Here is a 24,286-nt window from a genome sequence, read left to right on the forward strand (position 1 = left end):
AGCCGAGCATGGCTCGGCTCTACCAAAAGCGTTCCCGGTAATGTGCCCCAGCCGAGCATGGCTCGGCTCTACAGCAGGGTTGCTGCGGCCATTCCCGCTACTGGCAACGCCCACGCCAACGGCACGATCCAACGCGGGCGATACGGGTATAGCCCGAAGGCCAGCAGCAGGCCGGCAGCGGTCATCGCCCCCAGCCACCACACGGGGCCCAATCCCCAGCCATCCCGCCATACGCACAGCGCGAACGCGGCCGACAACAGTCCCCAACCCAGCCAACCCCACAGCCGCATGCGCGCGCTGCTTGCGCCTGCTTTCCCGTGCAGTTCCAGTTGGTGTTTCTCCATCGCCAACGACAGTGCAACAAAGGCGGCGAACGACAAACCAAGCGCAAGCAGCATCATGCGCTGGCCTCGGCGACCGCGACGGCCTGTTGCCTGCGTTTCTTTTCGGCCGCACTCAACGGCGGTTGCCAGTGCTGCATGCGCCAACCGCAATAACCCAGCATCACACCGAAGGCCAGCATGCACAGGTCGAAGCCGGCCAACACCCAGTCACCGCTGGCGATGGTCACGCCCAGGTTGCTGCGGGTGGTCAAGGCATTGAGCAACGGAATCAAGGCGAACATCGCCGCGCCTGCATACAACTGCCACGCCCACATCATCCGCTTGGGCCAGATGAAGGCCGCCAGCAATGATGCCGCCCATGCGTAGAAGAACACGCTGATCTCGGCGTCGCTGCGCTCGGCCAGCTGCAGCGGCAGCAGACGGTTGCCCCAGAAATAGGCGGCAAAGGCAATCGGCAGGCCGGCGACAGCGCCGATGTTCAGCGCATCCACCAGGCGCAGGCCAAAACCCGTCCTGCCAGACTTGGCGTGCTTGGGCCGTTCTTTCACTGCCCACAACACCACGCCGCTGGCCACCATCAAACACCCGATCAGGCCCGACAGGAAGAACAGGCCACGCAAACCCCAATCGGCGAAACGCGCCAGATGCAGGCCGTACATGACGCCGCGTGTTGCAGTGGCACCACCGGCGCTGGGGCTGGCTTCCAGCAGCGCGCCGCTGACTGCGTCAAAGCGCAGCGATGGCGTGTCTACCGACAGACGCTTGCCGTCGCGCTGCTGGATATCGATCACGGCGTTTGCCGCACCCGGCCGGTACACGGTGAAGCCGCCAATCTCGGCGCCATTCCAGTGCCTGCGCGCGCTGTCCATCAGTTGCTGGATGGGCATCGGCAAGGCCTGGCCCTGTGCCGGTGATTCAACCTCGGCCATGCGCGCGAATGCTTCACTGAAGAAGGCGTCTTCGTCCTTTGGATAGGCGCTGCTCACACCCCAAGGCAGGTACATGAACATCAAGGTGACGATGCCGGTGTAGGTGATCATGGCGTGGTAAGGCAGCGCCATCACTGCGCTGACGTTGTGGAAATCCAGCCACGAGCGCAGGCCTTTCTGCGGGCGGAAAGTGAAGAAATCCTTGAAGATCTTCTTGTGGGTGATGACGCCGCTGATGATCGCCACCAGCATGAACATCGCGCAGAAACCGACGATGTAGCGCGCCCATACGACTGGAATGTAGTGCAGGTCGAAGTGCAGGCGATAGAAGAAGTCGCCGCCGCGGGTTTCGCGTGCCGTCACCTCGTTGCCGGTGTTGGGGTCGACGGTGGCATCACCGAAGCGGCCGCCACCACGGCGACGACGTTTCTCGCCCTCGACCGGCGGTTTGACCATCGATTCGGGGTTGCGCCAGAACATGCGCAGCGCCGGGTTGCGGGCATCGGGCAGGGTGACGCTCCAACTTTCAGCCTGAGGTGCCTTGTGCTGCAGGAAGCTGAGCGCGCGCGCCGCCGCATCGTCGGTGCTGACCGTGCTGCGCGGCAGCTCCGGCCGCATCCAGCGACTGATCTCTTCGCGGTAGTAGCTGGCGGTGCCCGCCATGAAAATCAGCAACAGCAACCAGCCCACCAGCAGTCCGGTCCAGGTATGCAGCCATGCCATCGACTGGCGGAATCCGTTCTTCATGCCGCACCTCCAAACCATTGCGTGCCCAACCAGAACAGTGCGGTCGGCAGAAGGATGCCGAGCCATGCGCGCAGCGCGCTGCGGGTGGCAAATGCCCATAGCGCCGCGCAGGCGCAGAGCACGATGGCGACCAGCATGCCGGTCAGCACGGCCTGGCTGCGGGCGATCGGCAATGCCACGGCGAAGAACATCGAGCATGTGGCGGCCAGCGCGTAGCCGCCAACGATGGCGGCCAGTGAGCGCGACAACACGCCCAGCCAGGGGCGCGCGAAGAAGCCGAGAAGACGGTTGTGCCAGGGGCTGGCAAGAGGCGTGCTGTCCACAGAAACCTGCAAAGTCGAATCAATACGGGCGCCACCGGCGACGCGGTGGCGCGGAACAAGTCGGCCGTCCCTGGCCGCCACTGCATGGCAGTGGTTCCCTGGAGGGATTACAGCTTCCAGCGCAGGCTCAGACGCACGTTGCGCGGCTCGCCCCAGTTGACGCCGTCATAGAAGCCGACGTTGCTGTAGTACTTCTTGTCGAGCAGATTGTTGATGTTCAACTGCGCGGAGAAGTTGTCGTTGAACTGGTAACCGGCAAAGGCATTGACCAGTACCACCGCGTCCTGGGTGAGGCGCGACTTGTAGGTCTTGCCGCTGGTCAGGTAATCGTTGGTGGGGCGGTTGGTCATGCGCCAGATTTCGCTCTGCCAGGTGACACCGCCACCCAGTGACAGCCGGCTCCAAGCGCCGCCGGGACGCCAGCCGGTGTTGAGGCGGAACGTGTTGACCGGCGTGGTGGTGCTCTGGCGCACGCCCTGCTGGTTGCGGATGATGGTGTGCGCGTAGCCGGCCGACAGGTTCCAGTGTTCGCTGATGCTGCCTTGGGCTTCCACTTCCCAGCCCTTGACCTTGTTGCCCTTGCCAGTGGAACGGTAGGCGCTGGAACCATCAGGCAACGAGGCCTCCGGCACCGAATCGTCGATCTCGGCGACGTTGTCCTTGACGCCCTTGAACACGGCCGCCGATGCGTTCATGCGGCCGTCGAACAGCTCGGCCTTGATGCCGGCTTCCCACATGTCGCCGACCACCGGCTCCAGGTAGTTGTTGTTCTTGTCGCGGTAATTCTGCGGCTGGAAGATGTCGGTATAGCTGGCGTAGGCGCTGAACGACTTGCTGAAGTCATAGATCAGGCCGGCATACGGAGTGAGCGAGTCATCCGGCTTGTAGCCGCCACGGGTGGTGCCCAGCAGTTTGCCGGCCGCGTCGCGATCATAGCTCCAGCTGCGCGTCTCCCAGCTGCCGTAGCGTGCGCCCAGTACCGCCATCAGCGGGTCGGCCAGCTGCAGGCGCGCGGCCACATAGGCGGCGCGCTGCTTGAGCTCATCGCGCGAGGACAGCCAGTTGTAACGATTGACCTGCAACGGTGCGACATCACCGGTCCAGTGGCGCCAATCCGGCACCTTGTCGTAGCCATCGGGGTAATCGAAGTCCGAAGCCGGCACTTCGCCCTTGCGCACCGACTGGCCGAGGCCGACCACCAGTTCGTGCTCGCGGCCGAACAACTTGAACGGGCCGCCGGCATTGACGTCGAACACCTGCATGTCGCCGCGTTCGCCAAACGCACCGATGTAGGCGACCACGCCGGTGCCGTCCGGGCGCGGGTAGCCCGCAGCGCCGTACCAGACGTTGCCTTCGGTCTCGCGCTTGGAGCGGGTGTAGCTGGCCTTGATTGCCCAGTCGTGGCCCAGGCTTTGTTCAAGCCGCGCGAATGCGGTCTTCTCCACAATCGGCCAGCGGCTCCAGCGCGCCGAGAAATTGGTCGAACGCGGCAAGTTGGCCGGCTTGCCATCGACGCCCCAGTACGGCACCACACCCCAGGTAACGCCCGAGGTTTCCGGGGATTGGTATTCGTAGCCAACTTCCAGCAAGGTGCTGTCGCTGAGGTCAGCCTGGACGATGCCGTAGAACACATCCTTGTCCAGCTTGTAGACGTCGCGGAAGGAATCGCTCTGCTGCTTGGCAACGACCATGCGCGCGCGCACGCGGCCATCCAATGCAACCGGGCCACCGATATCCGCTTCCAGACGCTGGTTGCCCCAGCGCCCGAACATCAGGTTCGCGCTCATCGCGAATTCGTCGGTTGGGCGCTTGCGCACGTAGTTGATGGTGCCCGACGGATCACCGGCGCCGGTGGTCAAGCCGGTGGCGCCGCGGACCACCTCGATGCGGTCGTAGATGACGCTGTCGTTGTTGGTCTTGATGTAGCCGCCGAAGGTATTGAGCATGCCATCAACCTGGAAGTTGTTGATGGTGTAGCCACGCGAGACGAAGCTGATGCGCTCGCTGTCGGTCACCGCGACGTGCACGCCGGTTACCTGGCCCATCACATCGGACATTGCATACAGGCCCATGTCATCCAGGCGCTGGCGGGTCAGCACCGTGACCGACTGAGGGGTGTGGCGCAGCGACAGATCCAGCTTGGTGGCGGTACGCGCCTGCTTCACCGTGTACGAGGTGGGGATGTCGGCATCGGCAACGACTTTCACCGTGTCCAGGTTGGTGGCCGAGGCGGGCGCTGCTTCTTCGGCAAATACCGGCATTGCAGCACTGGACAGGGCAATCGAAAGCGCGATGGCCAGCAGTGCAGGCTGCGGCAGGGTGGGGCGGGAGGGCATGTTGGATTCCTGTTGGGCGAAGGGTTTGCCAACCACAGGAGTCGCGCACGACGCAGCCCGCACGATGCGTGGATGCCCCGGGTGTACCGCTCCCGCCAGTTGGCCTGCATGCACGGCGCGGCCTGCCAGGGCGCGCGGCGTCAGTTTGGATATCGGGGGTACACGGGGCGTGGCGGAACGATGCGAAGCATCCGTGCCGCACGAGGCTGGGCGTACTGCCTAGGTGCTAACGATAATTGTTCGCATTTGATTAAGCAAGCTGATGTGTCCGTGTGCTGTTGGCAATCGCGATGTGATTGCGGGCTGTGATGCGATGCCGGCTTCGCGGCTTACGCCGCTCCCACATATGTCGCCGGAGATTTGTAGGAGCGGCGTAAGCCGCGAAGCTGGCTAACCTGCAATCGCGCGCATCCGCTGCAATCATCAGATGCGGCTGGCTTTTGTCGGATGCTGAAAGTGCTTCGACCTGTTGCGGTACTGGCTTCGCGGCTTACGCCGTTCCTACAGATGTCGCCGAAGGTTTGTGGGAGCGGCGTAAGCCGCGAAGCTGGCTTGGCTGCAATCGCCCGTATCGGTTGCAATCATCAGATGCGGCTGGCATTCGTCGGATGCTGAAAGTGCTTCGACTTGTTGCGGTACTGGCTTCGCGGCTTATGCCGCTCCCACAACAGATGTCGCCGGAGATTTGTGGGAGCGGCGTCAGCCGCGAAGCTGACTAATCTGCAGTCGCGCGCATCGGTTGCAATCACGAGATGCAGCTGGCATTCGTCGAGTGCTGAAAGTGCTTCAACCTGTTGCAGCCCCGGCTTCGCGGCTTACGCCGCCCCTACAACGCTGCGGACCTAGAATTTCAGCCAGCCGGTCAGCGCATGCAGCAGCAGGCCGATCAGGCCGCCTACCAGGGTGCCGTTGAAACGGATGTACTGCAGGTCGCGGCCAACGCTCAGCTCAAGTTGCTCGACCAGCTTCTTTTCGTCCCAGGCCTTTACGGTCTGCGCGATATGGCTGGTGACGCCACTGCGCAGGCGATTGGTCAGCTTTTCCGCGCCGGCCAGCATGTGCTGGTTGAGCGCGTCGCGCAGGGCGGGGTCGTTGCCGATGGTCGTGCCCAGCTTGCCCAGGCTGCGTTCCAGGTGGCCCGCCAATACCGAATCCTCGCGCGACAGATCAGCCCGCAGATATTCATGCACGCGCTGCCACAGGCCCTGCACATATTCCTGCACTGCCGGGTGGTCGATCACCTGCTGCTTGAGTGCATCAACTTTGGCCGCCAGGGCCGGGTCTTCGCGCAGGCGGCGCATGTAGTCACCCAGCCACAATGCATAGTCCTGGCGCAGCGGGTGCTCGGGTTGCGAGAGGATGGCCTGCAGTTCTTCCAGCCCGGCGCGTGCCAGGCGGTCGGCCAGTGAATCACCGATCTCGTCGATCGGTTTTACCCAATCCACGGTGCTGGCCAGCTTCGGCCATTCCTTGCGGATGTAACGCACGATCAAGGCCGAGGCCTGCTGTCGCACCTTGTCGTTGTCCAGCCAGTGGGCGACGCGGGTAAGCCCTTCGTCGAGCACCCGCTGGTGGCGGTTGTCGGCGGTCAGTAGCCCAAGCAGTTCGCCGGCGGTGGCCGCTGCGTTCCACTGCCGCAGCTGGGCCACCACAAAGCCCTGGATGGAGCGGCGCACTGCCGCCTCATCGAGCAGATCCAAGGCCTGCACCGTCCAGCCGCGCGCCATGCCGGCCAGCATTTTTGCCTGCGCTGGTTGCGCCAGCCATTCGCCAAGACGGGTGGCGGGATCGAACACTTTCAGCTTGGCCAGCAGTGTTTCCGGTTCCAGGAAGTGATCGCGCACGAATACCGCCAAGCTGTCGGCGATGCGTTCCTTGTTGCGCGGGATGATGGCCGTGTGCGGAATGGGCAGGTTCAACGGCCGCCGGAACAGCGCCACCACCGCAAACCAGTCGGCCAACGCACCGACGGTCGCCGCCTCACAGAACGCCCCCACCCAGGCCCAGATGCCGCGCTCGCCGTTGATGTGGCTGACAACGAAGCCGGCCAGCATCGCCAGCAGCATGGCCACGGCGTACAACTTGAGGCGACGCAGTTGGGCGCGGCGCGGGTCGTCCTGGGGGCTCACGGCTTATTCGTTGTCCTTGTCGCTCACCGCGCGGCGGAAACAGTGGTTGCCGGCCGGGTGCGCCCATTCGCTGGCGCGGCCGGCCTGTGGGCCATCGGCGCTGCTGGTGTCGAACTGCGCGCACAGCTCGTAGTGGGTGGCGTCCAGGGTGCGATAGCGGTAGTCGGGGCCACCGGCCGGGTCCTTGTAGGTCAGCACCATGCCCGGCTGCGCTGCCAGGGCGAGGATGTTGGGCGGCAGCGCGTCGTTCTCGCGCCAGTAATTTTGGGCAGCGGTCTCCAGCGTCCGCAGATGCGACAGGCGCGCCTCATCCAGGCGCTTGAGCCGCTGCTGCGACGGTGAATCGATGACCCAGACCCCGGCTGCAATTGCAGCCGCAGTGACGATGCCGGTCGCCCAAAGGACGCGGGTGCCCCAAGCGGTACGGCTCATGCCTCCACCTCCTCTTGGCGTAGATCCCACAGGTAGTACGAAAACACGGTGCCAGCGATCACGCCGACCACCAGTACCTTGAGCACGAAGCGCAGGCTCAGCTCGCCGCTCAGCAGGTTGTAGACCAGTGCGGTGAGATCGCCGATCAGGACCGTGGCGGCGACGAACAGGGTCAGATAGGTGAGCCAGCGGCGCACCGGTGACAAACGCTTGATCGGGTGCTTGTCCACGTCGCGGCTGACGCGATGGGCGGCGAAGGCGAACACCGGGAAGGCGATCACCAACGCCGAGATCGCCCAGCGGATGCCGCCGCTCAGGCGCAGCAGCTGCCAATCGGGGTCAGTCGGATCGGGCAGCGCGTACTGGATCAGCTGGAACAACAGGCTGCCCAGGTTCCAGGCGAAGAAGTACAGCGTGCTGAACAGCACCAGGTAGGCAAAGGCTTCGCGCGCCGATAGCGAGGCGCGTGGGCGCGGCACCGGCAGCGGGAAGTCCACCTCGGCCCAGCCATCCAGCACGCCGCTGATCTGCTGCTCGCTCCAGCCGGCGGCCAGCAAGGCGCTGCTGACCTGCTGGCGACTGTGGCCGCGCATCAAGGCGTCGCGGACGAAGGTTTCAAGTTCCGGGGAGGCCGAGGCCATCACATGCTCCTTGCAGGGATGACCGCAGCCTAGGGTGCCGGCTCAGGTCAATCAAGCGTCGGTCGGTTCTTCGACCTGGGAGGCCAGCATGCGCGCACGCAGGGCATCCAGTTCCATGCGCAAGGCCTGGTTCTCGCCGGTGAGCGAGGCCACGCGCTGGCGCAGGGCCTGAACTTCGGCGCTGTCGACGGCGCCGTCCAGGCCATCGGCTTCGGCCATGCTCAGCGGCTGCGACTCGTCGTCGGCATCTTCGCGCGCCGCCTTCGGCTTGCGCTTGGCGTCACGCACGCGCTTGGCGGCCTGCTTCAGCTCGTCCTTGCCGCCGCGTGCAGCGGCACGCTGTTCATCCTCGGGCAGGCTGGCCACGGTGGCTGCCGCGCTGAGCGAGATCGCGCCCACCCGCATGGCTTCGATCACCTCGGCGGTGGCGTGATCGTGGATCTTCTCGATCATCGTCACCTGGCTGGGGCTGAGCTTGGCTTCGCGGGCCAGATCGGCCTTGGACAGCTTGGGTGCCGGATCCCACGGTGGGCTGTCGTTGTCGGCTGCATCGCTGGGCGCTGCCTCACCCTCGCTCTCGCGGCGCAGCTGTTCCTGCTCGCTGCGGCGGCGGGTTTCCAGGATGTCGCGCTTGCGCAGGGCCAGCACGCCGCGCTGGTAGTCCGACACGCTGCGGCGGCCCAAGTGCTGCTCGATCATCCACAGATGCACATCGTCCATCGACTTGAAGCGGGTGTTCTGCACGGTATTGAACGCAATGCCGTGCTTGGAGCAGATGCCGTAACGGTTGTGGCCGTCGATCAGCACGTCGCCCCACAGCACCAGCGCGTCGCGGCAGCCCTCGGCCAGCAGACTGCGCTCCAGCGCGTCGTGCTCGTCCTGCGTGAGCGGATCGATATAGGCCTTGAGTTCTTCGTTGACGATGATGTCCATGAGAGCTGCCAAAAACGTGGAGCGGCATTGTGAAGCCCGCAGGGGCCACGGCCAACCCTTGCATTTACCGGAAATAACAGGTCCATGTCGGCGCGCTACGGTGGCCGGCGTACCATCAAGGCCTGCTGCAACGTCTTCGTCACAAGGAAAACCTGCATGAACAGCCCGCATATCCGTGAACAATGGCAGGCGTTGGCCGACGGCCTGTCGCTGCGCACCCGCGCGTTCATCAACGGCCAATATGTTGATGCGGCCTCCGGCGCCACCTTCGACTGCATCAGCCCGATCGATGGGCGGGTGCTGGGGCAGGTTGCCGATTGCGGGCAGTTGGACATCGACCATGCGGTGGCAGCGGCCCGCCGCAGTTTCAGCGCCGGCCATTGGGCCGGGTTGAAGCCGGTCAAGCGCAAGCTGGTTTTGCTGAAGCTGGCGGCATTGGTTGAACAACACGCCGATGAACTGGCCGTGCTGGAAGCGTTGGACATGGGCAAGCCGGTTGCCGAAGCACGCCGCGTCGATATCGGCGGCGTGATCCGCTGCATCCAATGGACGGCCGAAGCGGTGGACAAGCTCTATGGCGAGGTGGCGCCCACCGGCGCCAACGAACTGGGCCTGATCACTCGTGAACCATTGGGTGTGGTCGGCGCCATCGTGCCGTGGAATTTCCCGCTGTTGATGGCCGCATGGAAGATTGCGCCGGCACTGGCGGCGGGCAATTCCGTGGTGCTCAAGCCGTCCGAGAAGTCGCCGCTGAGTGCCTTGCGCTTTGCTGAGCTGGTAGCCGAAGCCGGTGTGCCGGAGGGCGTGTTCAATGTGGTGCCAGGCAATGGCAAGAATGCAGGCGAGCCGCTGGCCTTGCATATGGACGTGGATGGCCTGGTGTTCACCGGCTCGACTGCGGTGGGCAAGCGCCTGCTGCAATGTGCCGGCCTGTCGAACATGAAACGTGCCTACATGGAATGCGGCGGCAAGAGCCCGAACATCGTATTTGCCGATGCGCACGATCTGGACAAGGCGGCAGCGGCAGCGGCCGCTGCGATTTTCTACAACCAGGGCGAGGTATGCACGGCGGGCTCGCGCTTGCTGGTGGAGCGTTCGATCAAGGATGCGTTTGTTGCCAAGGTCATTGAGCACGGGCGGCATATGCAACCGGCGCACCCGTTCGAGCCCAAGGCGGCGATGGGTGCGATGGTGGACGAAGCGCAGGCCCAGCGGGTGCTCGGCTACATCGAACAGGGCACGGCTGAAGGCGCGCGTCTGCTGCTCGGTGGCAAGCGCGCCGAGGTGGTTGCAGGTGGCTGCTACATCGAGCCGACCGTGTTTGATGAGGTAAGCCCGCAGCAGCGGATTGCACGCGAGGAAATTTTTGGGCCGGTGCTGTCGGTGATCGCGTTTGACGGTGAGCAGCAGGCCTTGCAGCTGGCCAACGACACCGAGTACGGCCTGGCTGCCGGTGTGTGGACGCGCGACATTTCGCGCGCACACAGGGTTGCACGCGGGCTGCGCGCGGGTAGCGTGTGGGTCAACTATTGGGACGGCGGTGACATGACCGCGCCGTTCGGTGGCTACAAGCAATCGGGCAACGGCCGCGACAAGTCGCTGCATGCCTTCGACAAGTACACCGAGATGAAGGCGACCTGGATCAATCTGGAAGGCTGATCTGTTTCCCAACCTCCCCCTTGGCTACGCCAAAGGGGAGGGGTGTTGCATGCAGTGCTGCTCTGCTCCCTCCCTTTCGCGCAGCGAAGGGGAGGGCTGGGGAGGGGTTGGCTTCATAGCTTGTGCTCACGCTTTTTAAACGTCACACGCAACAGCAAAAGCTACCCCCTCCCAACCTCCCCCTTGGCTGCGCCAAAGGGGAGGGGCGTTGCATGCAGTGCTGCTCTGCTCCCTCCCTTTCGCGTAGCGAAGGGGAGGGCTGGGGAGGGGTTGGCTTCATAGCTTGTGCTCACGCATTTGAAGCGTCACATGCAACAGCAAAAGCTACCCCCTCCCAACCTCCCCCTTGGCTACGCCAAAGGGGAGGGGCAGTGCATGCAGCGCTGCTCTGCTCCCTCCCTTTCGCGTAGCGAAGGGGAGGCGTGATGCATCACGGTTGCGCTAAGCGCGCATCAATCTTTTTCCTGCGCCACCACCGCACCGGTTGCCGGGTCCAGACGGACCTCCACCTTCTCGCCATTGGCAGTCCGGCCCTTGGCCTTCCACATGCCGTCGTCCAGCTTGACGTCGCTGACGCCGATATAGCCGGCGCTGGAAAGCTGCGCACGGATATCAGCCTCGCTCAATTGCGAAACCGCTTTGTCCGGATACACCGTGCCGGTGCGCGGGTCGAGCTTCACGTCGACCTTCTTGCCATCGGCGCTGGTCGCATCGGCCTCCCACATGCCGTCATCGAACTTGACGTCCTTGACGTTGGTATAGCCCTGCGCCTCCAGCTGTGCACGCACCTGCGGGGCGGTCAAGGCATCCTGGGCCTGGGCGATACCGGCGCCGGCCAAGGTCAGAGCGGCGGCGAACATGGCAGTGCGTAGCGGTCGGTTGTTCATGGGTCTGCTCCTTCGGGTTCATTGCGCATCTGGCGCAGCAGCAACCCTACCGTCGACTACCTGTATACCTCCGTGAATTGCCGCGATGTGGCGTTGGCGCAATCGGCTGCGGTTAATCGATGTGCACGGGAACGCAAGAAAGTGTTCGCAGAGCGTTTCATGGCGTGTGCAGCACGTCACCTTGTGCCGCCGTGCAGAACCCCGCAAGCCTCAACGCCGGCAACGCGCACTTTCCTGCAGCAAGGCGCTGCGCAGGGCTGCACGGTCGCCCTCGCTCACCGCATTCTGGAAATAGTTCACCTCGCTTCGGCTGAGGCTGCAGGGGTCAATTTCGTAGCCGGGCGGCCAAAAGCCCAGGGAACTGGCCACGCCCTGGATCATCTGGCGCGGGCTCATCTGCGGCCGCAGGCGGAAGTAGCGCGGCGCGTGGCGAAACGCCGGGTCGTTGTTGAGCCGGCGGAAAGGCTGTTGGGCGAACGTCTCCGCGCTCAGCGCAGCGCCGGCTCGGCCAGCGTCGGGTATGCGAAGGTCCAAGGGCGGCGGTGACGGGCTGGCCGTCGCCTGCTCGACGGCGATGGGCGGCAGTTGCGACGGTGATTGCTGCGCCCGCGATTGTGCTGTTTGGCGGGAGCGTCGGCCTGGCTGGCTGCATGCGTGGTTTTCAGCGGCGGCGGCACAGGCCGTGGCGGCAGCCAGCGCAGGCTGGTGCGCGGCCCGTTGTCGGTGGGGCGGGGCTGGCGCGGCTGCAGCAGCCATAACGCGATGGCCGCATGCACCGCGATGACCACCAACGCTGCGCCCAGGTGTGGGAAAGATCTGGAAATTGCCGACATCACCAGTGCATCCATGCGGAGGGTGCTGTTGTGACCGCAAGTTGCACCAATAGGTTCCGCCGGCCCGGCCTGGCCTGGGCCGGTCCAGGAACGACGGTGTCGGCTGCAACCAATTGGCAGCGGCGGCAGCGGTGCATGGCAGACTGCCAGCACTCTTTCTTCCGCTACGCCCATGTCCGCTGCCGCCAGCTCCGCCCCTTTGAACTCTCCGCGCCGGGTACTGGCGGCCAGCCTGATCGGCACCACCATCGAATTCTTCGATTTCTACATCTACGCCACGGCGGCGGTGCTGGTGTTCCCCAAACTGTTCTTCCCGGAGAGCAGCAGCGATGCGGCGCTGCTGCAGTCGCTGGCAACCTTCGCGGTGGCGTTCATCGCACGGCCGGTGGGCTCGGCGGTATTCGGCCATTACGGCGACCGGATCGGGCGCAAGGCCACGCTGGTCGCGGCCCTGCTGACCATGGGCCTGTCGACGGTGGCCATCGGCCTGCTGCCGACCTATCACGACATCGGGGTGGCCGCGCCGCTGCTGCTGGCGCTGTGCCGGTTCGGCCAGGGCCTGGGGCTGGGCGGGGAATGGGGCGGTGCGGTGCTGCTGGCGACCGAGAATGCGCCGCCCGGCAAGCGCGCCTGGTACGGAATGTTCCCGCAATTGGGTGCGCCGCTGGGCTTCCTGTTGTCGGCCGGTACCTTCCTGTTGCTGGGGCGGGTACTGGATGACGCCAGCTTCCTGGCCTGGGGCTGGCGGGTGCCGTTCATTGCCAGTGCGCTGCTGGTGATTGTTGGCCTGTGGGTGCGCTTGAACATCCGCGAGACGCCCGATTTCCAGAAGGCTCTTGAACAGGGCCAGCGGGTGCGCCTGCCGATACGCGAGGTGCTGCTAGGCCATGGCTTTGCGGTGCTGGCCGGTACCTTGGCGGCGTTTGCCACCTTCGTGCTGTTCTACCTGATGACGGTCTTCACGCTGGGCTATGGCACTTCGACATTGGCCTATGCGCGCGAGGATTTCCTGCTGCTGCAGATGGTCGGCATCCTGTTCTTCGCTGCCGGCATACCGTTGGCTGCGCTGTATGGCGATCGTCATGGAACGGTCAAGGCGATGTTGTGGGCGACGGCGGGCATCTTCGTGTTTGGCTTGTTGTTCCAGCCGCTGTTCCAGGCGGGGCATCCGTGGCAGGTGCTGTTGTTCCTGTCGGTGGGCCTGTTCCTGATGGGCCTCACTTACGGCCCCTGCGGCACCATGCTGGCCGGCCTGTATCCGGTGCAGGTGCGCTATACCGGCGCCTCGCTGTCGTTCAATCTGGCCGGCATCCTGGGCGCGGCACCGGCGCCGTATGCGGCAACCTGGTTGGCCGGCAAATTCGGCATTGCTGCTGTCGGCGGCTATCTATGCGTTACCGCGCTGCTGACCGGCCTTGCCCTGCTGGCGATCAACCGCCACCAGCGCGGGGTTGCCGCAGGAACGCCGTAAGTCGCGACTACCGCCAATCCCACACAGATCGGCAACGTGTGCGCCTTGCGGCGTGCCTGCGGCAGAAAACCCGGGAGCAACGCTTGCGGCATCTGCAACGATGCCGGCAAACGCGCTGTTCCCGCAAACAAGGACTCAGTGGAACAGGCGCTTCAAGGTGCGTCCCAGCCAGCTGCCTTCCTGATGGTCACGGGCAAACTGGTTGAGGTGGCGTTTCACGTGCTCGGCATAGGCCTTGTCGTCGCCACGGATGTGGTTGAACAGCCAGCGTGACAGCATGTTGCGCAGTTCATCGGTGACGTCCTCACCGGCCTGGAAACGCATGCGGTATTCGGAGACGCGTTTGCCGAACACTTCATGCACGCGCTTGTGCGCGGCGCAGAACGGGTAGCCGGCCTCTTCCATCAATTCTTCTTCAAAGGCGAAGTGCGACATGGTGTAGTCCACCAGTTCGTCGATGACTTCCGCCACCGCGATGCGTTCGAGGTTTTTCTGTGCAACGTGCAGGTGATTGAGCATCTCCACGATGCGCATGTGCTGGTGGTCGATGACCTCCACGCCCGTATTGAGATCGTCCTGCCAAACCAGTAATGCCACCGCCACTTCTCCCCATGTGTGCTTTGAGCAGCACTGTAGGGAGCGGGCCGGGCAGGCGCGTTGATCTGGATCAATGCCGGGTTTTCAACGCGTTTTTCGTTCAGATCGCGGGGCGCGATCAGTGTGTATCGCTGCTGCAGATACGGTTGCGCCCGCCGGCTTTGGCCAGGTAGAGCTGGCGGTCGGCTTCGGTGATGAGCTGATGCAGGTTGCCGCTGCGCAGCGGCATGCGGCAAACGCCGATGCTGACGGTCATGCTCAAGGTGTTGTCGCCGAATGGCAGGCGCAGGCTGGCCACCGCCTGTCGCATCTGTTCAAAATGCGCTGCGCTGGCGGCTGCATCCAAGCCGCTTACCATCAGGCAGAATTCCTCACCGCCAAAGCGCGAGCTGATGTCATGCGCGCGGGTATTGGCCTGCAGTACCGAGGCGACGGCGCGGATGGCCTGGTCGCCGGCCTCATGGCCGAGGCTGTCGTTGATGTGCTTGAAATGGTCGATATCAATCATGGCCACCGCCACCATGCCGCCATTGTTGATGGCGCTGAGCTGGCGCTGGCTTTGTTCCAGAAAGCTGCGGCGATTGGGCAGGCCGGTCAGGAAATCGCGGGTAGCCAGATCCTGCAGCGTGCCGATCAGCTCCAGCTGGTCCACGTTCTGCGAGACCCGGCAGAAGAATTCCTCGCGCGAGAAGGGCTTGCGCAGGAAGTCATTGGCGCCGTTCTTGAGGAAGCGCGGGATAAGCGAGGGATCCGAATTGCCGGAGATGCCGATCACCGCCACCTTGTCGCGCGCACGCATGGCGCGCAGCCGGCGGGTGAGTTCCACGCCCTGCATGCCAGGCATTTCTTCATCGACGATGACCAGCCGGATGGCCGGGTCGGCTTCGATCGCACGCAGTGCCGAGGCGCCGTCATCGGCCTCGATGACGTGGTAGCCATACATCGTCAGCAAGGCGGCGGCATAGGCGCGGGCAGACGGCGAATCGTCCACCACCAGGGCGGCGATGCGCCGGTTGCGCTCCATGCGCTGCACCAGCCAGACCAGGTAATCGATGCTGCCGGGGGTGTTCTTCAGGACGTAGTCGATGATCTGTTGCTGCAGCACGCGCTTGCGCAGGTCCTCGTCATAGACCCCGCTGACCACGATGGTCGGCAGCCCGCGGTTGACGAAATACTGCACCACCTGGTCGCGGTCGCCATCGGCCAGCACCAGCCCGGTCAGTACCAGAAACCAGCCCTCCTCACGATCCAGCAGTTCACCGGCCTCAGCCAGGCTGGAAGCAACGCTGACCGGCAGCTCCAGCCGTTGCTCGATGGCCTCGCGTAGCATCGTGGTGAAGGTGCGTGAATTCTCTACGAGCAGGATGCGTTGCGGCAGCGGCGTGATCGACGGGCTGTCGAACGCGAGCTGCGGCGGGTTGGCCAGAGTTGTGAGAGTAGGGAGCATCGGAACGTGTAACGGCAGCTGGCGTAAGAACTTGAGGCGAAGCGCACGTCGCGGTTGCCGCACCGACGTGAAGGCCGGTCTTCACAAGCTGGTCGAAATTGCCGCTTGTCGCCCTCGGCCGCGTCCAGGTCTTACCAGAGCAGGTCGCGCAGCTTGTACCAGGACATGGCAGCCACCAGTAAAGGCATGCGCAGGGCCTTGCCGCCGGGGAACACGCCATGCGGGATGCGTTCGAACACATCCAGGCGCTGCGCCTGGCCAGCAATGGCGGCAGCGATCACTTCGCCGGCCAGGCCGGTGCTGGCAACGCCGTGGCCGGAGAAACCCTGGGCGAAATACACATTCGGGGTGATCCGGCCCCAATGCGGGGCACGGTTGCGGGTGATGTCGATATAGCCGCCCCACACGTATTCCATTTCGACGTCGGCCAGCTGCGGGAATACCCGGCGCATGCGTCGGGTCATGCTGGCGCGCAGGCCTGGCGGGGGCAGTGCGGAGTAGTTGGCCTGGCCACCGAACAACAGGCGGTGGTCGCGGCTGAGCCGGAAGTAGTCCAGCGCCCAGTTCACATCGGCCACGGCCATGTCGTTGCGGATCAGTGCGCGTGCGCGCTCGGCGCCGAGCGGCTGGGTGGCGCCGATATAGGTGCCGACCGGCATCATCCGGGTTTCCAGCTCGGGCGCGATGCCCTGCAGCCAGGCGTTGCCGGCCAATACGACGAAATCGGCATCGACGCGACCGTGCTCGGTGATCAGCGCCGGCTGCCCACCACGCTGCAGGCGGGTGACCGGTGAATATTCGTGCAGGGTGACGCCGGCGGCCTCCGCCGCCTGGGCCAGGCCCTGCGCATAGGCCAAGGGATGAAGGTGGCCGCTGGCGGGGTCGTACATCGCGCCCAGGTAACGGTCGCTGGCCAGCTCCTGCCGCAGCCGCGGGCGGTCCCACCATTCCAGCGGATAGTCGTAGCGCTGTGCCATGCGCTCGATGTCGGCACGCAGGGCGCGCTCCTGGCGCGGGTGGATGGGCACGCTGGCATGGCCGTCACGCCAGTCGCAGTCGATACCGTGGCGGGCGATGCGCTGCTTGAGCATGTGCATGCCGTCGCGCGAGAAATCAAACAGCAGCCGTGCATCGTCGTCACCGATCAGCGCTTCCAGCGTGTCCTGTTCGCAGCCGTAGCCGACGATGGCCTGGCCGCCATTGCGGCCGGAGGCGCCCCAGCCGATCCGCTCGGCCTCCAGGACGGTGACCTTGTAGCCTTTTTCGGCCAGGGCCAACGCGGCCGTCAGGCCGGTGTAACCGGCGCCTAGCACAGCCACGTCGGCACGCGCCTGGCCACGCAGCGGTGCATGCGCGGCAAGCTCGGGTTGACTGGCGGCATACCAGCTTGGCGGGTAAACAGGTGCAGCGGGGTCCACGGACATCAGGCCGAATCAGGGGTGGGCAGTGTAGCGACCCCGGCGTATGCGGCGCGCGCAGGCGGGGAACAGCCGGCATAGTGTGCCCGGTACAAGTTGAATGACAGATGGCGCTTGGTTGCCTAATCGGCGGGGCAGGGGTAGCGTGCTAACACGTCTCACGAGCTTCACCCATGGCCAGCCTGCCGCTGGTCGGCTTGCCTACCGACAGCAAACCGATCGGCCCCCATCCTTTCCTTGTGGTCGGTGAAAAGTACGTGCGCGCCGTTGTTGATGGTGCGCAGGCCACCCCACTGGTGCTGCCGCTGCTGCAACCGCCGCTGCCGGCGGGGGATTGGTTGGCCACGCTGGATGGCCTGTTGTTGACCGGTGCCACCAGCAACATCGAACCGCACCACTACGGCGGTGGCGACAGCTGGCCGGGTAATCCGCATGATCCGGCGCGTGATGCCAATGTATTCGGGCTGATTCCGCAGGCACGTGCGTTGGGCATGCCGATCCTGGCCATCTGCCGTGGTTTCCAGGAACTCAATGTCGCCTTTGGCGGCAGCCTGCATCCCAAGGTGCATGAAGTGCCCGGTCTGGCCGATCATCGTGAAAACCCGGCGTCATCGTTGGATGTGCAATATGGGCCGGCGCACGCGCTGCAGTTGCAACCGGATGGTCTGCTGGCCGGCATTGCCGGCGGCAACGAGGTGATGGTCAACTCGGTGCACGGGCAGGGCGTGGCTCGCCTGGGCGAGGGCTTGCAGGTCGAGGCGCGCGCGCCCGATGGCCTGATCGAAGCGTTTCGTGGCAGCGGCCCGTCGTTTTTGTTGGGCGTGCAGTTCCACCCGGAATGGCGGGTTGTTGAAAATCCGTTCTATCTGGGCATTTTCAAAGCCTTCGGCGAGGCCTGTCGCCGCTATCGGTTACACAAACAAGTTGGTTCCCCATGACTTCGCGCCCCCGCTCACGCAATACCGCCGCCGACGTACAGGAAGAAAGCTCGTTGCTGCGCTGGCTCAAGGAGCGGCACATCACCGAGGTGGAATGCCTGGTGCCGGATATCACCGGCAATGCGCGCGGCAAGATCATTCCCGCCGACAAGTTCTCGCACGACTACGGTACGCGGCTGCCGGAAGGTATTTTCGCCACCACGGTGACCGGCGATTACCCGGACGACTACTACGAACTGACCTCGCCGGCCGACGCGGACATGATCCTGCGCCCGGACCCGGATACCGTACGCATGGTGCCCTGGGCCACCGATCCGACCGCGCAGATCATCCACGATTGCTACACCAAGAGCGGCCTGCCGCATGAGTTGGCGCCGCGCAACGTGCTGCGGCGCGTGCTGGCAGCCTACGAGGAACTCGGACTGAAGCCGGTGGTGGCGCCGGAGCTGGAGTTCTTCCTGGTGCAGAAGAACACCGACCCTGATTTCCCGCTGTTGCCGCCGGCTGGCCGTTCCGGCCGCCCGGAAACCGCGCGCCAGTCGTACTCCATCGATGCGGTCAACGAGTTCGACCCCATCCTCGACCTGATGTACGACTACTGCGATGCGATGAAGTTGGACGTGGACACCTTGATCCACGAATCCGGCGCCGCCCAGCTGGAGGTCAACTTCACCCACGATGATGCGATGTCGCTGGCCGACCAGGTGTTCCTGTTCAAGCGCACCATGCGCGAGGCGGCGCTGCGCCACGGCATCTATGCCACCTTCCTGGCCAAGCCGATGGAAACCGAGCCTGGCAGCGCCATGCATATCCACCAGAGCCTGGTGCGCGTGTCCGATGGCCAGAACGTGTTTGCTGGCAACAACGAAGGTGAGTACAGCGAGACCTTCGACAATTATCTGGCTGGCCTGCAGAAATACGTTCCGGCGGCGATGGGCTTCTTCGCGCCGAACGTGAATTCCTACCGCCGGCTGGTATTTGGTGAAGTTTCGCCCAGCAATGTGGAGTGGGGCTTCGACAACCGCACCTGCGGACTGCGTGTGCCGATGGACAGCCTGGAAAACAACCGCGTCGAAAGCCGCTTTGCCGGCTCCGACGCCAATCCCTATCTAGCGATGGCGGCGACGCTGGCCTGTGGCCTGCTGGGTATCCGCGAGAAGCTCAAGCCGACCCCCTCGATCAGCGGCAACGCCAAGGAACTGGGCTACGAACTGCCGCGCTCGCTGGGTGAATCGCTGGACGGGCTGGAAGTCTGCGACGCGCTGCAGGAGCTGCTGGGGCGCCGGTTCTGCCGCGCCTATGTCTCGGTGAAGCGCAAGGAATACGAGACCTTCTTCCGCGTGATCAGCTCGTGGGAGCGAGAGTTCCTGCTGTTGAATGTCTGAGTGCAAGGCTTGTCTCCCTCCCTTTTGCGCAGCAAAGGGGAGGGCCGGGGAGGGGTAAGCTCTGCTCTGGCTGTTGCAATAGTGGCTTCGCGGCTGACGCCGCTCCTACAGCTTGTCTCCCTCCCTTTTGCGCAGCAAAGGGGAGGGTTGGGGAGGGGTTGGTTTTGTTGTTGCCTTTCAAGCATGGCCAGCTTCGCGGCTCACGCCGCTCCCACAACCCCTGCAGCCGCTTTCTACACACAATGGCGCCGCAGATGGGACAATATGCCACCTCCCGGCTTGGCCGGTCCCCCATACCGCTCCCGGATCACACTGGAGAACCCATGAATCTGCGCATTCTGACCGTTGGTGTCGCCATTTCCCTGCTTGCTGCCTGCGGCGGCAAGGAACCCGGCGCCAAGCCTGCTGAAGGCGGCGAGGCCAAGGTCCTCAACGTCTACAACTATTCGGATTACATCGCCGAAGACACCATCCCGAACTTCGAGAAGTCGACCGGCATCAAGGTCACCTACGACGTGTTCGACAGTGACGAGATGGTCGAGACCAAGTTGCTGACCGGTGACAGCGGCTACGACATCGTGGTGCCGACGCTGAACTTCTTCGGCCGCCAGATCCAGGCCGGCGTGTTCCTGCCGCTGGACAAGAGCAAGATCCCGAACCTGGCCAACCTCGACCCGGCGGTGATGCAGCGCATCGCCGGCCAGGACCCGGGCAACCAGTTCGGCGTGCCGTACATGATGGGCAGCACCGGCATCGGCTACAACGTGGCCAAGCTGAAAGAGCGTTTCGGCGGCAGCGCCGACATCGCCAACAGCTGGGACCTGGTGTTCAAGCCGGAAAACATCGCCAAGATGAAGGACTGCGGCGTGACCCTGCTGGATACGCCAGCCGACATGATCCCGGTGGCCCTGCATTACCTGGGCGAAGACCCGCACAGCGCCGACCCGGCCGTGCTGCAGAAGGCTGCCGACCTGCTCAAGTCGATCCGCCCGTACGTGCAGAACTTCCACTCCTCGCAGTACGTGGGTTCGCTGGCCAACGGCAGCACCTGCCTGGTGGTGGGCTGGTCGGGTGACATCATCCAGGCCCGTGACCGCGCCGAAGAAGCCAAGAATGGCGTGGAAGTGGCTTATTCCATTCCCAAGGAAGGCGCCCCGCAGTGGTTCGACATGCTGGCCATTCCCAAGGATGCCAAGCATCCGGGCAATGCCTATGCCTTCATCAACTACCTGCTGGAGCCGGAAGTCGCGGCCAAGAACACCAACGTGACCCACTACGCCAACCCGGTGAAGTCGGCGACCTCGCTGGTTGACCCTGCCATCCGTGACGACAAGACCATCTACCCGGCCGAAGACGTGGCCGCCAAGATGTTCACCTATGCGATCAACAGCCCGGAGACGGACAAGCTGTACACCCGCTTGTGGACCGAGGTTAAGACCGGTCGTTGATTTCAGGCAGCTCTAGCGTTTGATCCTTACAACGCCTCCCCTTGCGGGGAGGCGTTGTTGTTTGTGGCGTGCGCGGGGATGCGGTTGTCAGTGAAGATGGCGAAGCCAGTGCTTGGCTCCCTCCCTTTGGCGCAGCCAAGGGGAGGGTTGGGGAGGGGTAGGCGTTGTGGCCTTTCAGGCATTGCCAGCTTCGCGGCTGATGCTGGTCCTGCAATTTCTGCTGGGAACGCCCCTGCCGAGCATGGCTCGGCACTACAGTGCCGCCTGCAGGATGTAGCTTGGCTGGGCTTGTCTCCCTCCCTTGGCGCAGCCAGGGGAGGGGTAAGCTCTTGTGGCCTTTCAGCATTGCCAGCTTCGCGGCTGACGCCGCTCCCACAGCCCCAGCAGGTTCAATCGCCCCCAACCGCCACAGCCGGCGGTGTCGTCAGCAAAAATGGGGGGCTAAACTACGCTGGTTTGTTCATCTGCCTGCTTCCGGAGCCCTACATGCCCGTTGACGCCAAGCCAGAGGCCATCGCTTTGAACAGCGAGCCCGGCTACCTGTCCATTCGCGATCTGCGCAAGGAATTCGATGGCTTCGTCGCCGTCGATGACGTCAATCTTGATGTGCGCAAGGGCGAGATCTTCGCGCTGCTGGGAGGGTCGGGCAGCGGCAAGTCCACTTTGCTGCGCTGCTTGGCCGGCTTTGAAACGCCCACCAAGGGCAGCATCCTGCTCGATGGCCAGCCAATCACCGCGCTGCCACCCTACGAGCGGCCGATCAACATGATGTTCCAGTCCTATGCGCTGTTCCCGCACATGACGGTGGAGCAGAACATCGCCTTCGGCCTGAAACAGGACGGCATGGCCAAGGATGCCATCGCCCGCCGTGTCGGCGAGATGCTGGAGCTGGTGCAACTGGAGAAGCTGGGCAAGCGCAAGCCGCACCAGCTGTCCGGTGGGCAGCAACAGCGCGTGGCGCTGGCGCGCTCGCTGGCCAAGAGCCCCAAGCTGCTGTTGCTGGACGAGCCGATGGGCGCGCTGGACAAGAAGCTGCGCTCGAAGATGCAGCTGGAGCTGGTCAACATCATCGAGCAGCTGGGCGTCACCTGCGTGATGGTCACCCACGACCAGGAAGAAGCCATGACCATGGCCACCCGCATCGCGGTGATGGACCAGGGCTGGATCCAGCAGATCGGCAAGCCCGATGACATCTACGAGCAGCCGGCCAATCGCTTCGTGGCAGGCTTCATCGGCTCGGTGAATTCCTTCGAAGGCGTGATCGACGAAGACCTGCCCGAATACGTCACCGTGCGCACCGCCGATTTCCCGGCGCCGATCTACGTCGGCCACGGCATCACCGGTTACGAAGGCCAGCCGGTGGCGTTCGCGCTGCGCCCGGAGAAGGTCCATATCGCCAAGGAAGAGCCGGAAGGAGAGACCAACAAGGCGTTCGGCGTGGTCGAGGACATCGCCTATTTCGGCAGCCACTCGGTTTACCACGTGCGCCTGCCCAGTGGCGCCAAGATCCTGTCCAACTTCGCCAACATGAAGCGCTGGGACAGCGACGGCATCACCTGGAACGATGAAGTCTGGGTGTCCTGGGACGACAACGACGGCGTGGTGCTGACCTCATGAGCGCAACCAGCCCACTCACCCGCGGTTGGCGGCAGTGGCTGCCAGGTGCGCGCGCAGGTGTGATCGGCGTGCCCTACCTGTGGCTGCTGCTGTTCTTTGCGATTCCGTTCCTGATCGTGCTGAAGATTTCCTTCGCCAAGATGGCGGTGGCGATGCCGCCGTATACCTCCATCGTCGAATACGTGGACAACGCGTTCACGGTGAACCTAAATCTTGGCAACTACACCGCGCTGTTCACCGACAGCCAATACCTGTTCGCCTACCTGAGTTCGATCAAGATCGCGGTCATCTCGACGTTGTTGACCTTGCTGATCGGTTACCCGATGGCCTACGTGATCTCGCGGATGTCGCCGTCGGCGCGCAACATCGCGATGATGCTGGTGGTGCTGCCGTCGTGGACCTCGTTCCTGATCCGCGTCTACGCCTGGATCGGCATCCTCGACAGCAACGGCCTGATCAACCGAACGCTGATGAATCTGGGGCTGATCGACGAGCCGCTGCGCATGCTCTACACCCCGTTCGCGGCTTACGTTGGCATCGTCTACTGCTACCTGCCGTTCATGGTGCTGCCGCTGTACGCCAACCTGGTCAAGCTGGACAACCGCCTGCTGGAGGCTGCCTATGACCTGGGCGCCAAGCCTTGGCAGGCGTTCGCGCGCATCACCTTGCCGCTGTCGCGCAGCGGCATCATCGCCGGCTGCATGCTGGTGATGATTCCGGCGGTGGGCGAGTTCGTCATTCCGGAAATGCTGGGTGGCCCGGACACCTTGATGATCGGCCGCGTGTTGTGGGGCGAGTTCTTCAACAACCGCGACTGGCCGCTGGCCTCGGCGGTAGCCATCGTGATGCTGTTGTTGCTGCTGGTGCCCATCATCATCTTCAACCGGTCCCAGCAGCGTGAGCTGGAAGGGAAGCTGGCATGAGCATGACCCGGCGTAGTTCCTGGTTGGGTTGGAGCATCCTGTTGCTCGGCTTCGCCTTCCTGTACCTGCCGATCCTGTTGTTGATGGTGTATTCGTTCAACTCCTCGCGGCTGGCGACGGTGTGGGCGGGTTTCTCCACGCAGTGGTACGGCGAGTTGTTCCGCGACCGCCAGCTGCTGCAGGCGGCCTGGATCAGCCTCAAGATCGCATTCTGGACGGCGAGCGCATCGATGGTGATCGGCACCATGGCGGCAATGGCCATGACCCGCTTCAAGCGCTTCCCCAGCAAGACCCTGTTTGGTGCCTTGGTGACGGCGCCACTGGTGATGCCGGAGGTGATCATCGGCCTGTCGATCCTGCTGATGCTGGTATCGATGGGCGGGTTGTTCGGCCTGCCGTCCAAGGGCGTGGTGGCAATCTGGATCGCGCATGTGACCTTCACCATCTCCTTCGTGACGGTGGTGGTGTCCTCGCGCCTGCAGGAGCTGGACCGCTCGCTGGAAGAGGCAGCAATGGACCTGGGCGCGAACCGGGTCAAGGTGTTCTTCCTGATCACCTTGCCGATCATCGCGCCGGCGCTGATGTCGGGCTGGTTGTTGGCCTTCACCCTGTCGCTGGATGACGTGGTGATTGCCAGCTTCGTCGCCGGTCCCAGCTCGACCACGCTGCCGATGAAGATCTTCGCCTCGGTGCGCATGGGTGTGAGCCCGAAGATAAATGCCTTGGCCACGTTGATGGTGCTGGCAGTGTCGACCGTGGCAGTGCTCGGCTGGTGGATTTCGGCCCGCGCCGAAAAGCGCCGCCAGCGCGACATGCAGCTGGCCCTGCAGGAAAACGGCTGAGGTCTGA

21 protein-coding genes are annotated in these 24,286 nt (G+C 64.0%); 8 read left to right on the forward strand and 13 right to left on the reverse strand.

The annotated features are described in order from the left end of the window. Positions 1 to 68 precede the first annotated feature (68 nt). The 8 genes from ABE493_RS04695 to ABE493_RS04730 all read right to left on the reverse strand — a co-directional run bounded on the left by ABE493_RS04695 (position 69) and on the right by ABE493_RS04730 (position 8,814). Positions 69 to 401 (reverse strand): DUF3325 domain-containing protein, encoded by a 333-nt coding sequence (locus tag ABE493_RS04695; protein ID WP_346497780.1) that lies wholly within the window; start codon positions 399 to 401, stop codon positions 69 to 71. Further along, positions 398 to 2,020: a PepSY-associated TM helix domain-containing protein gene (locus ABE493_RS04700; protein ID WP_346497782.1), complete on the reverse strand. Its 1,623-nt coding sequence runs from the start codon at positions 2,018 to 2,020 to the stop codon at positions 398 to 400. The genes ABE493_RS04695 and ABE493_RS04700 overlap by 4 nt, the downstream gene beginning before the upstream one ends. After that, positions 2,017 to 2,343: a DUF3649 domain-containing protein gene (locus ABE493_RS04705; RefSeq protein ID WP_346497783.1), complete on the reverse strand. Its 327-nt coding sequence runs from the start codon at positions 2,341 to 2,343 to the stop codon at positions 2,017 to 2,019. The genes ABE493_RS04700 and ABE493_RS04705 overlap by 4 nt, the downstream gene beginning before the upstream one ends. A gap of 107 nt (positions 2,344 to 2,450) precedes the next feature. Then, positions 2,451 to 4,679 carry a TonB-dependent siderophore receptor gene (locus ABE493_RS04710; protein ID WP_346497785.1) on the reverse strand — a complete coding sequence of 743 codons (2,229 nt, stop codon included), beginning with the start codon at positions 4,677 to 4,679 and terminating at the stop codon, positions 2,451 to 2,453. Positions 4,680 to 5,521: 842 nt separating this feature from the next. Further along, positions 5,522 to 6,808 carry a DUF445 domain-containing protein gene (locus ABE493_RS04715; protein ID WP_346497787.1) on the reverse strand — a complete coding sequence of 429 codons (1,287 nt, stop codon included), beginning with the start codon at positions 6,806 to 6,808 and terminating at the stop codon, positions 5,522 to 5,524. Positions 6,809 to 6,811: 3 nt separating this feature from the next. Next, positions 6,812 to 7,240, reverse strand: a complete 429-nt coding sequence (locus tag ABE493_RS04720) for a hypothetical protein (protein ID WP_346497789.1) — start codon at positions 7,238 to 7,240, stop codon at positions 6,812 to 6,814. After that, entirely contained in the window at positions 7,237 to 7,881 is a 645-nt protein-coding gene (locus tag ABE493_RS04725) for a DUF5671 domain-containing protein (protein WP_346497791.1), read from the reverse strand. The genes ABE493_RS04720 and ABE493_RS04725 overlap by 4 nt, the downstream gene beginning before the upstream one ends. Before the next feature lie 51 nt (positions 7,882 to 7,932). Further along, positions 7,933 to 8,814 (reverse strand): plasmid replication/partition related protein, encoded by an 882-nt coding sequence (locus tag ABE493_RS04730; RefSeq protein ID WP_346497793.1) that lies wholly within the window; start codon positions 8,812 to 8,814, stop codon positions 7,933 to 7,935. Between the two features lie 156 nt (positions 8,815 to 8,970). Between ABE493_RS04730 and ABE493_RS04735 the strand changes: the two genes are divergently transcribed. Continuing rightward, on the forward strand, positions 8,971 to 10,473 hold the full coding sequence (locus ABE493_RS04735) for an aldehyde dehydrogenase (RefSeq protein ID WP_346497795.1): 1,503 nt from the start codon (positions 8,971 to 8,973) through the stop codon (positions 10,471 to 10,473). A gap of 452 nt (positions 10,474 to 10,925) precedes the next feature. On the opposite strand, the gene ABE493_RS04740 is transcribed toward ABE493_RS04735, so the two are convergent. Further along, the gene (locus ABE493_RS04740) at positions 10,926 to 11,360 is read right to left on the reverse strand and encodes a PepSY domain-containing protein (protein WP_346497797.1); all 435 of its coding nucleotides are present in this window, start codon (positions 11,358 to 11,360) and stop codon (positions 10,926 to 10,928) included. A gap of 488 nt (positions 11,361 to 11,848) precedes the next feature. Continuing rightward, complete coding sequence (locus tag ABE493_RS04745; protein ID WP_346497799.1) at positions 11,849 to 12,208, reverse strand: hypothetical protein; 360 nt, start codon at positions 12,206 to 12,208, stop codon at positions 11,849 to 11,851. Between the two features lie 157 nt (positions 12,209 to 12,365). Here ABE493_RS04745 and ABE493_RS04750 point away from each other — a divergent pair, with 157 nt between their 5' ends. After that, positions 12,366 to 13,664 carry an MFS transporter gene (locus ABE493_RS04750; RefSeq protein WP_346497801.1) on the forward strand — a complete coding sequence of 433 codons (1,299 nt, stop codon included), beginning with the start codon at positions 12,366 to 12,368 and terminating at the stop codon, positions 13,662 to 13,664. Between the two features lie 135 nt (positions 13,665 to 13,799). Here the strand turns inward: ABE493_RS04750 and ABE493_RS04755 are convergent, their stop codons facing one another. From ABE493_RS04755 to ABE493_RS04765, 3 genes are all read right to left on the reverse strand, one after another. Beyond that, complete coding sequence (locus tag ABE493_RS04755; RefSeq protein WP_346497803.1) at positions 13,800 to 14,261, reverse strand: bacteriohemerythrin; 462 nt, start codon at positions 14,259 to 14,261, stop codon at positions 13,800 to 13,802. Between the two features lie 118 nt (positions 14,262 to 14,379). Then, complete coding sequence (locus ABE493_RS04760) at positions 14,380 to 15,591, reverse strand: GGDEF domain-containing response regulator (RefSeq protein ID WP_346497906.1); 1,212 nt, start codon at positions 15,589 to 15,591, stop codon at positions 14,380 to 14,382. A gap of 248 nt (positions 15,592 to 15,839) precedes the next feature. Next, positions 15,840 to 17,132 carry an NAD(P)/FAD-dependent oxidoreductase gene (locus ABE493_RS04765; RefSeq protein WP_346497805.1) on the reverse strand — a complete coding sequence of 431 codons (1,293 nt, stop codon included), beginning with the start codon at positions 17,130 to 17,132 and terminating at the stop codon, positions 15,840 to 15,842. Positions 17,133 to 17,299: 167 nt separating this feature from the next. On the opposite strand from ABE493_RS04765, the gene ABE493_RS04770 reads away from it, so the two are divergent. The 6 genes from ABE493_RS04770 (at position 17,300) to ABE493_RS04795 (ending at position 24,279) form a co-directional block, all read left to right on the forward strand. Next, positions 17,300 to 18,064 carry a gamma-glutamyl-gamma-aminobutyrate hydrolase family protein gene (locus ABE493_RS04770; protein ID WP_346497807.1) on the forward strand — a complete coding sequence of 255 codons (765 nt, stop codon included), beginning with the start codon at positions 17,300 to 17,302 and terminating at the stop codon, positions 18,062 to 18,064. Next, positions 18,061 to 19,449, forward strand: coding sequence for a glutamine synthetase family protein (locus ABE493_RS04775; RefSeq protein WP_346497809.1), 1,389 nt, complete (start codon positions 18,061 to 18,063; stop codon positions 19,447 to 19,449). The genes ABE493_RS04770 and ABE493_RS04775 overlap by 4 nt, the downstream gene beginning before the upstream one ends. Before the next feature lie 323 nt (positions 19,450 to 19,772). Next, entirely contained in the window at positions 19,773 to 20,897 is a 1,125-nt protein-coding gene (locus ABE493_RS04780; protein ID WP_346497811.1) for a polyamine ABC transporter substrate-binding protein, read from the forward strand. A 486-nt stretch (positions 20,898 to 21,383) separates the two neighbouring features. Continuing rightward, a complete protein-coding gene (locus ABE493_RS04785; protein WP_346497813.1) occupies positions 21,384 to 22,514 on the forward strand; it encodes an ABC transporter ATP-binding protein in 1,131 nt (376 codons plus the stop codon). Then, positions 22,511 to 23,437, forward strand: a complete 927-nt coding sequence (locus ABE493_RS04790) for an ABC transporter permease subunit (protein ID WP_346497815.1) — start codon at positions 22,511 to 22,513, stop codon at positions 23,435 to 23,437. The genes ABE493_RS04785 and ABE493_RS04790 overlap by 4 nt, the downstream gene beginning before the upstream one ends. Then, positions 23,434 to 24,279, forward strand: coding sequence for an ABC transporter permease subunit (locus ABE493_RS04795; protein WP_346497817.1), 846 nt, complete (start codon positions 23,434 to 23,436; stop codon positions 24,277 to 24,279). The genes ABE493_RS04790 and ABE493_RS04795 overlap by 4 nt, the downstream gene beginning before the upstream one ends. The last annotated feature ends 7 nt before the right edge of the window (positions 24,280 to 24,286 follow it).

The organism is Stenotrophomonas terrae (assembly GCF_039674165.1).
Lineage (GTDB): Bacteria > Pseudomonadota > Gammaproteobacteria > Xanthomonadales > Xanthomonadaceae > Stenotrophomonas > Stenotrophomonas terrae_A.

Coding starts and splice junctions, on each gene's coding strand:
- ABE493_RS04695 (WP_346497780.1), bottom strand. CDS start 401: ATGATGCTGCTTGCGCTTGGTTTGTCGTTCGCCGCCTTTGTTGCACTG.
- ABE493_RS04700 (WP_346497782.1), bottom strand. CDS start 2,020: ATGAAGAACGGATTCCGCCAGTCGATGGCATGGCTGCATACCTGGACC.
- ABE493_RS04710 (WP_346497785.1), bottom strand. CDS start 4,679: ATGCCCTCCCGCCCCACCCTGCCGCAGCCTGCACTGCTGGCCATCGCG.
- ABE493_RS04720 (WP_346497789.1), bottom strand. CDS start 7,240: ATGAGCCGTACCGCTTGGGGCACCCGCGTCCTTTGGGCGACCGGCATC.
- ABE493_RS04725 (WP_346497791.1), bottom strand. CDS start 7,881: ATGGCCTCGGCCTCCCCGGAACTTGAAACCTTCGTCCGCGACGCCTTG.
- ABE493_RS04730 (WP_346497793.1), bottom strand. CDS start 8,814: ATGGACATCATCGTCAACGAAGAACTCAAGGCCTATATCGATCCGCTC.
- ABE493_RS04735 (WP_346497795.1), top strand. CDS start 8,971: ATGAACAGCCCGCATATCCGTGAACAATGGCAGGCGTTGGCCGACGGC.
- ABE493_RS04740 (WP_346497797.1), bottom strand. CDS start 11,360: ATGAACAACCGACCGCTACGCACTGCCATGTTCGCCGCCGCTCTGACC.
- ABE493_RS04745 (WP_346497799.1), bottom strand. CDS start 12,208: ATGGATGCACTGGTGATGTCGGCAATTTCCAGATCTTTCCCACACCTG.
- ABE493_RS04750 (WP_346497801.1), top strand. CDS start 12,366: ATGTCCGCTGCCGCCAGCTCCGCCCCTTTGAACTCTCCGCGCCGGGTA.
- ABE493_RS04760 (WP_346497906.1), bottom strand. CDS start 15,591: ATGCTACGCGAGGCCATCGAGCAACGGCTGGAGCTGCCGGTCAGCGTT.
- ABE493_RS04765 (WP_346497805.1), bottom strand. CDS start 17,132: ATGTCCGTGGACCCCGCTGCACCTGTTTACCCGCCAAGCTGGTATGCC.
- ABE493_RS04770 (WP_346497807.1), top strand. CDS start 17,300: ATGGCCAGCCTGCCGCTGGTCGGCTTGCCTACCGACAGCAAACCGATC.
- ABE493_RS04775 (WP_346497809.1), top strand. CDS start 18,061: ATGACTTCGCGCCCCCGCTCACGCAATACCGCCGCCGACGTACAGGAA.
- ABE493_RS04780 (WP_346497811.1), top strand. CDS start 19,773: ATGAATCTGCGCATTCTGACCGTTGGTGTCGCCATTTCCCTGCTTGCT.
- ABE493_RS04785 (WP_346497813.1), top strand. CDS start 21,384: ATGCCCGTTGACGCCAAGCCAGAGGCCATCGCTTTGAACAGCGAGCCC.
- ABE493_RS04790 (WP_346497815.1), top strand. CDS start 22,511: ATGAGCGCAACCAGCCCACTCACCCGCGGTTGGCGGCAGTGGCTGCCA.
- ABE493_RS04795 (WP_346497817.1), top strand. CDS start 23,434: ATGAGCATGACCCGGCGTAGTTCCTGGTTGGGTTGGAGCATCCTGTTG.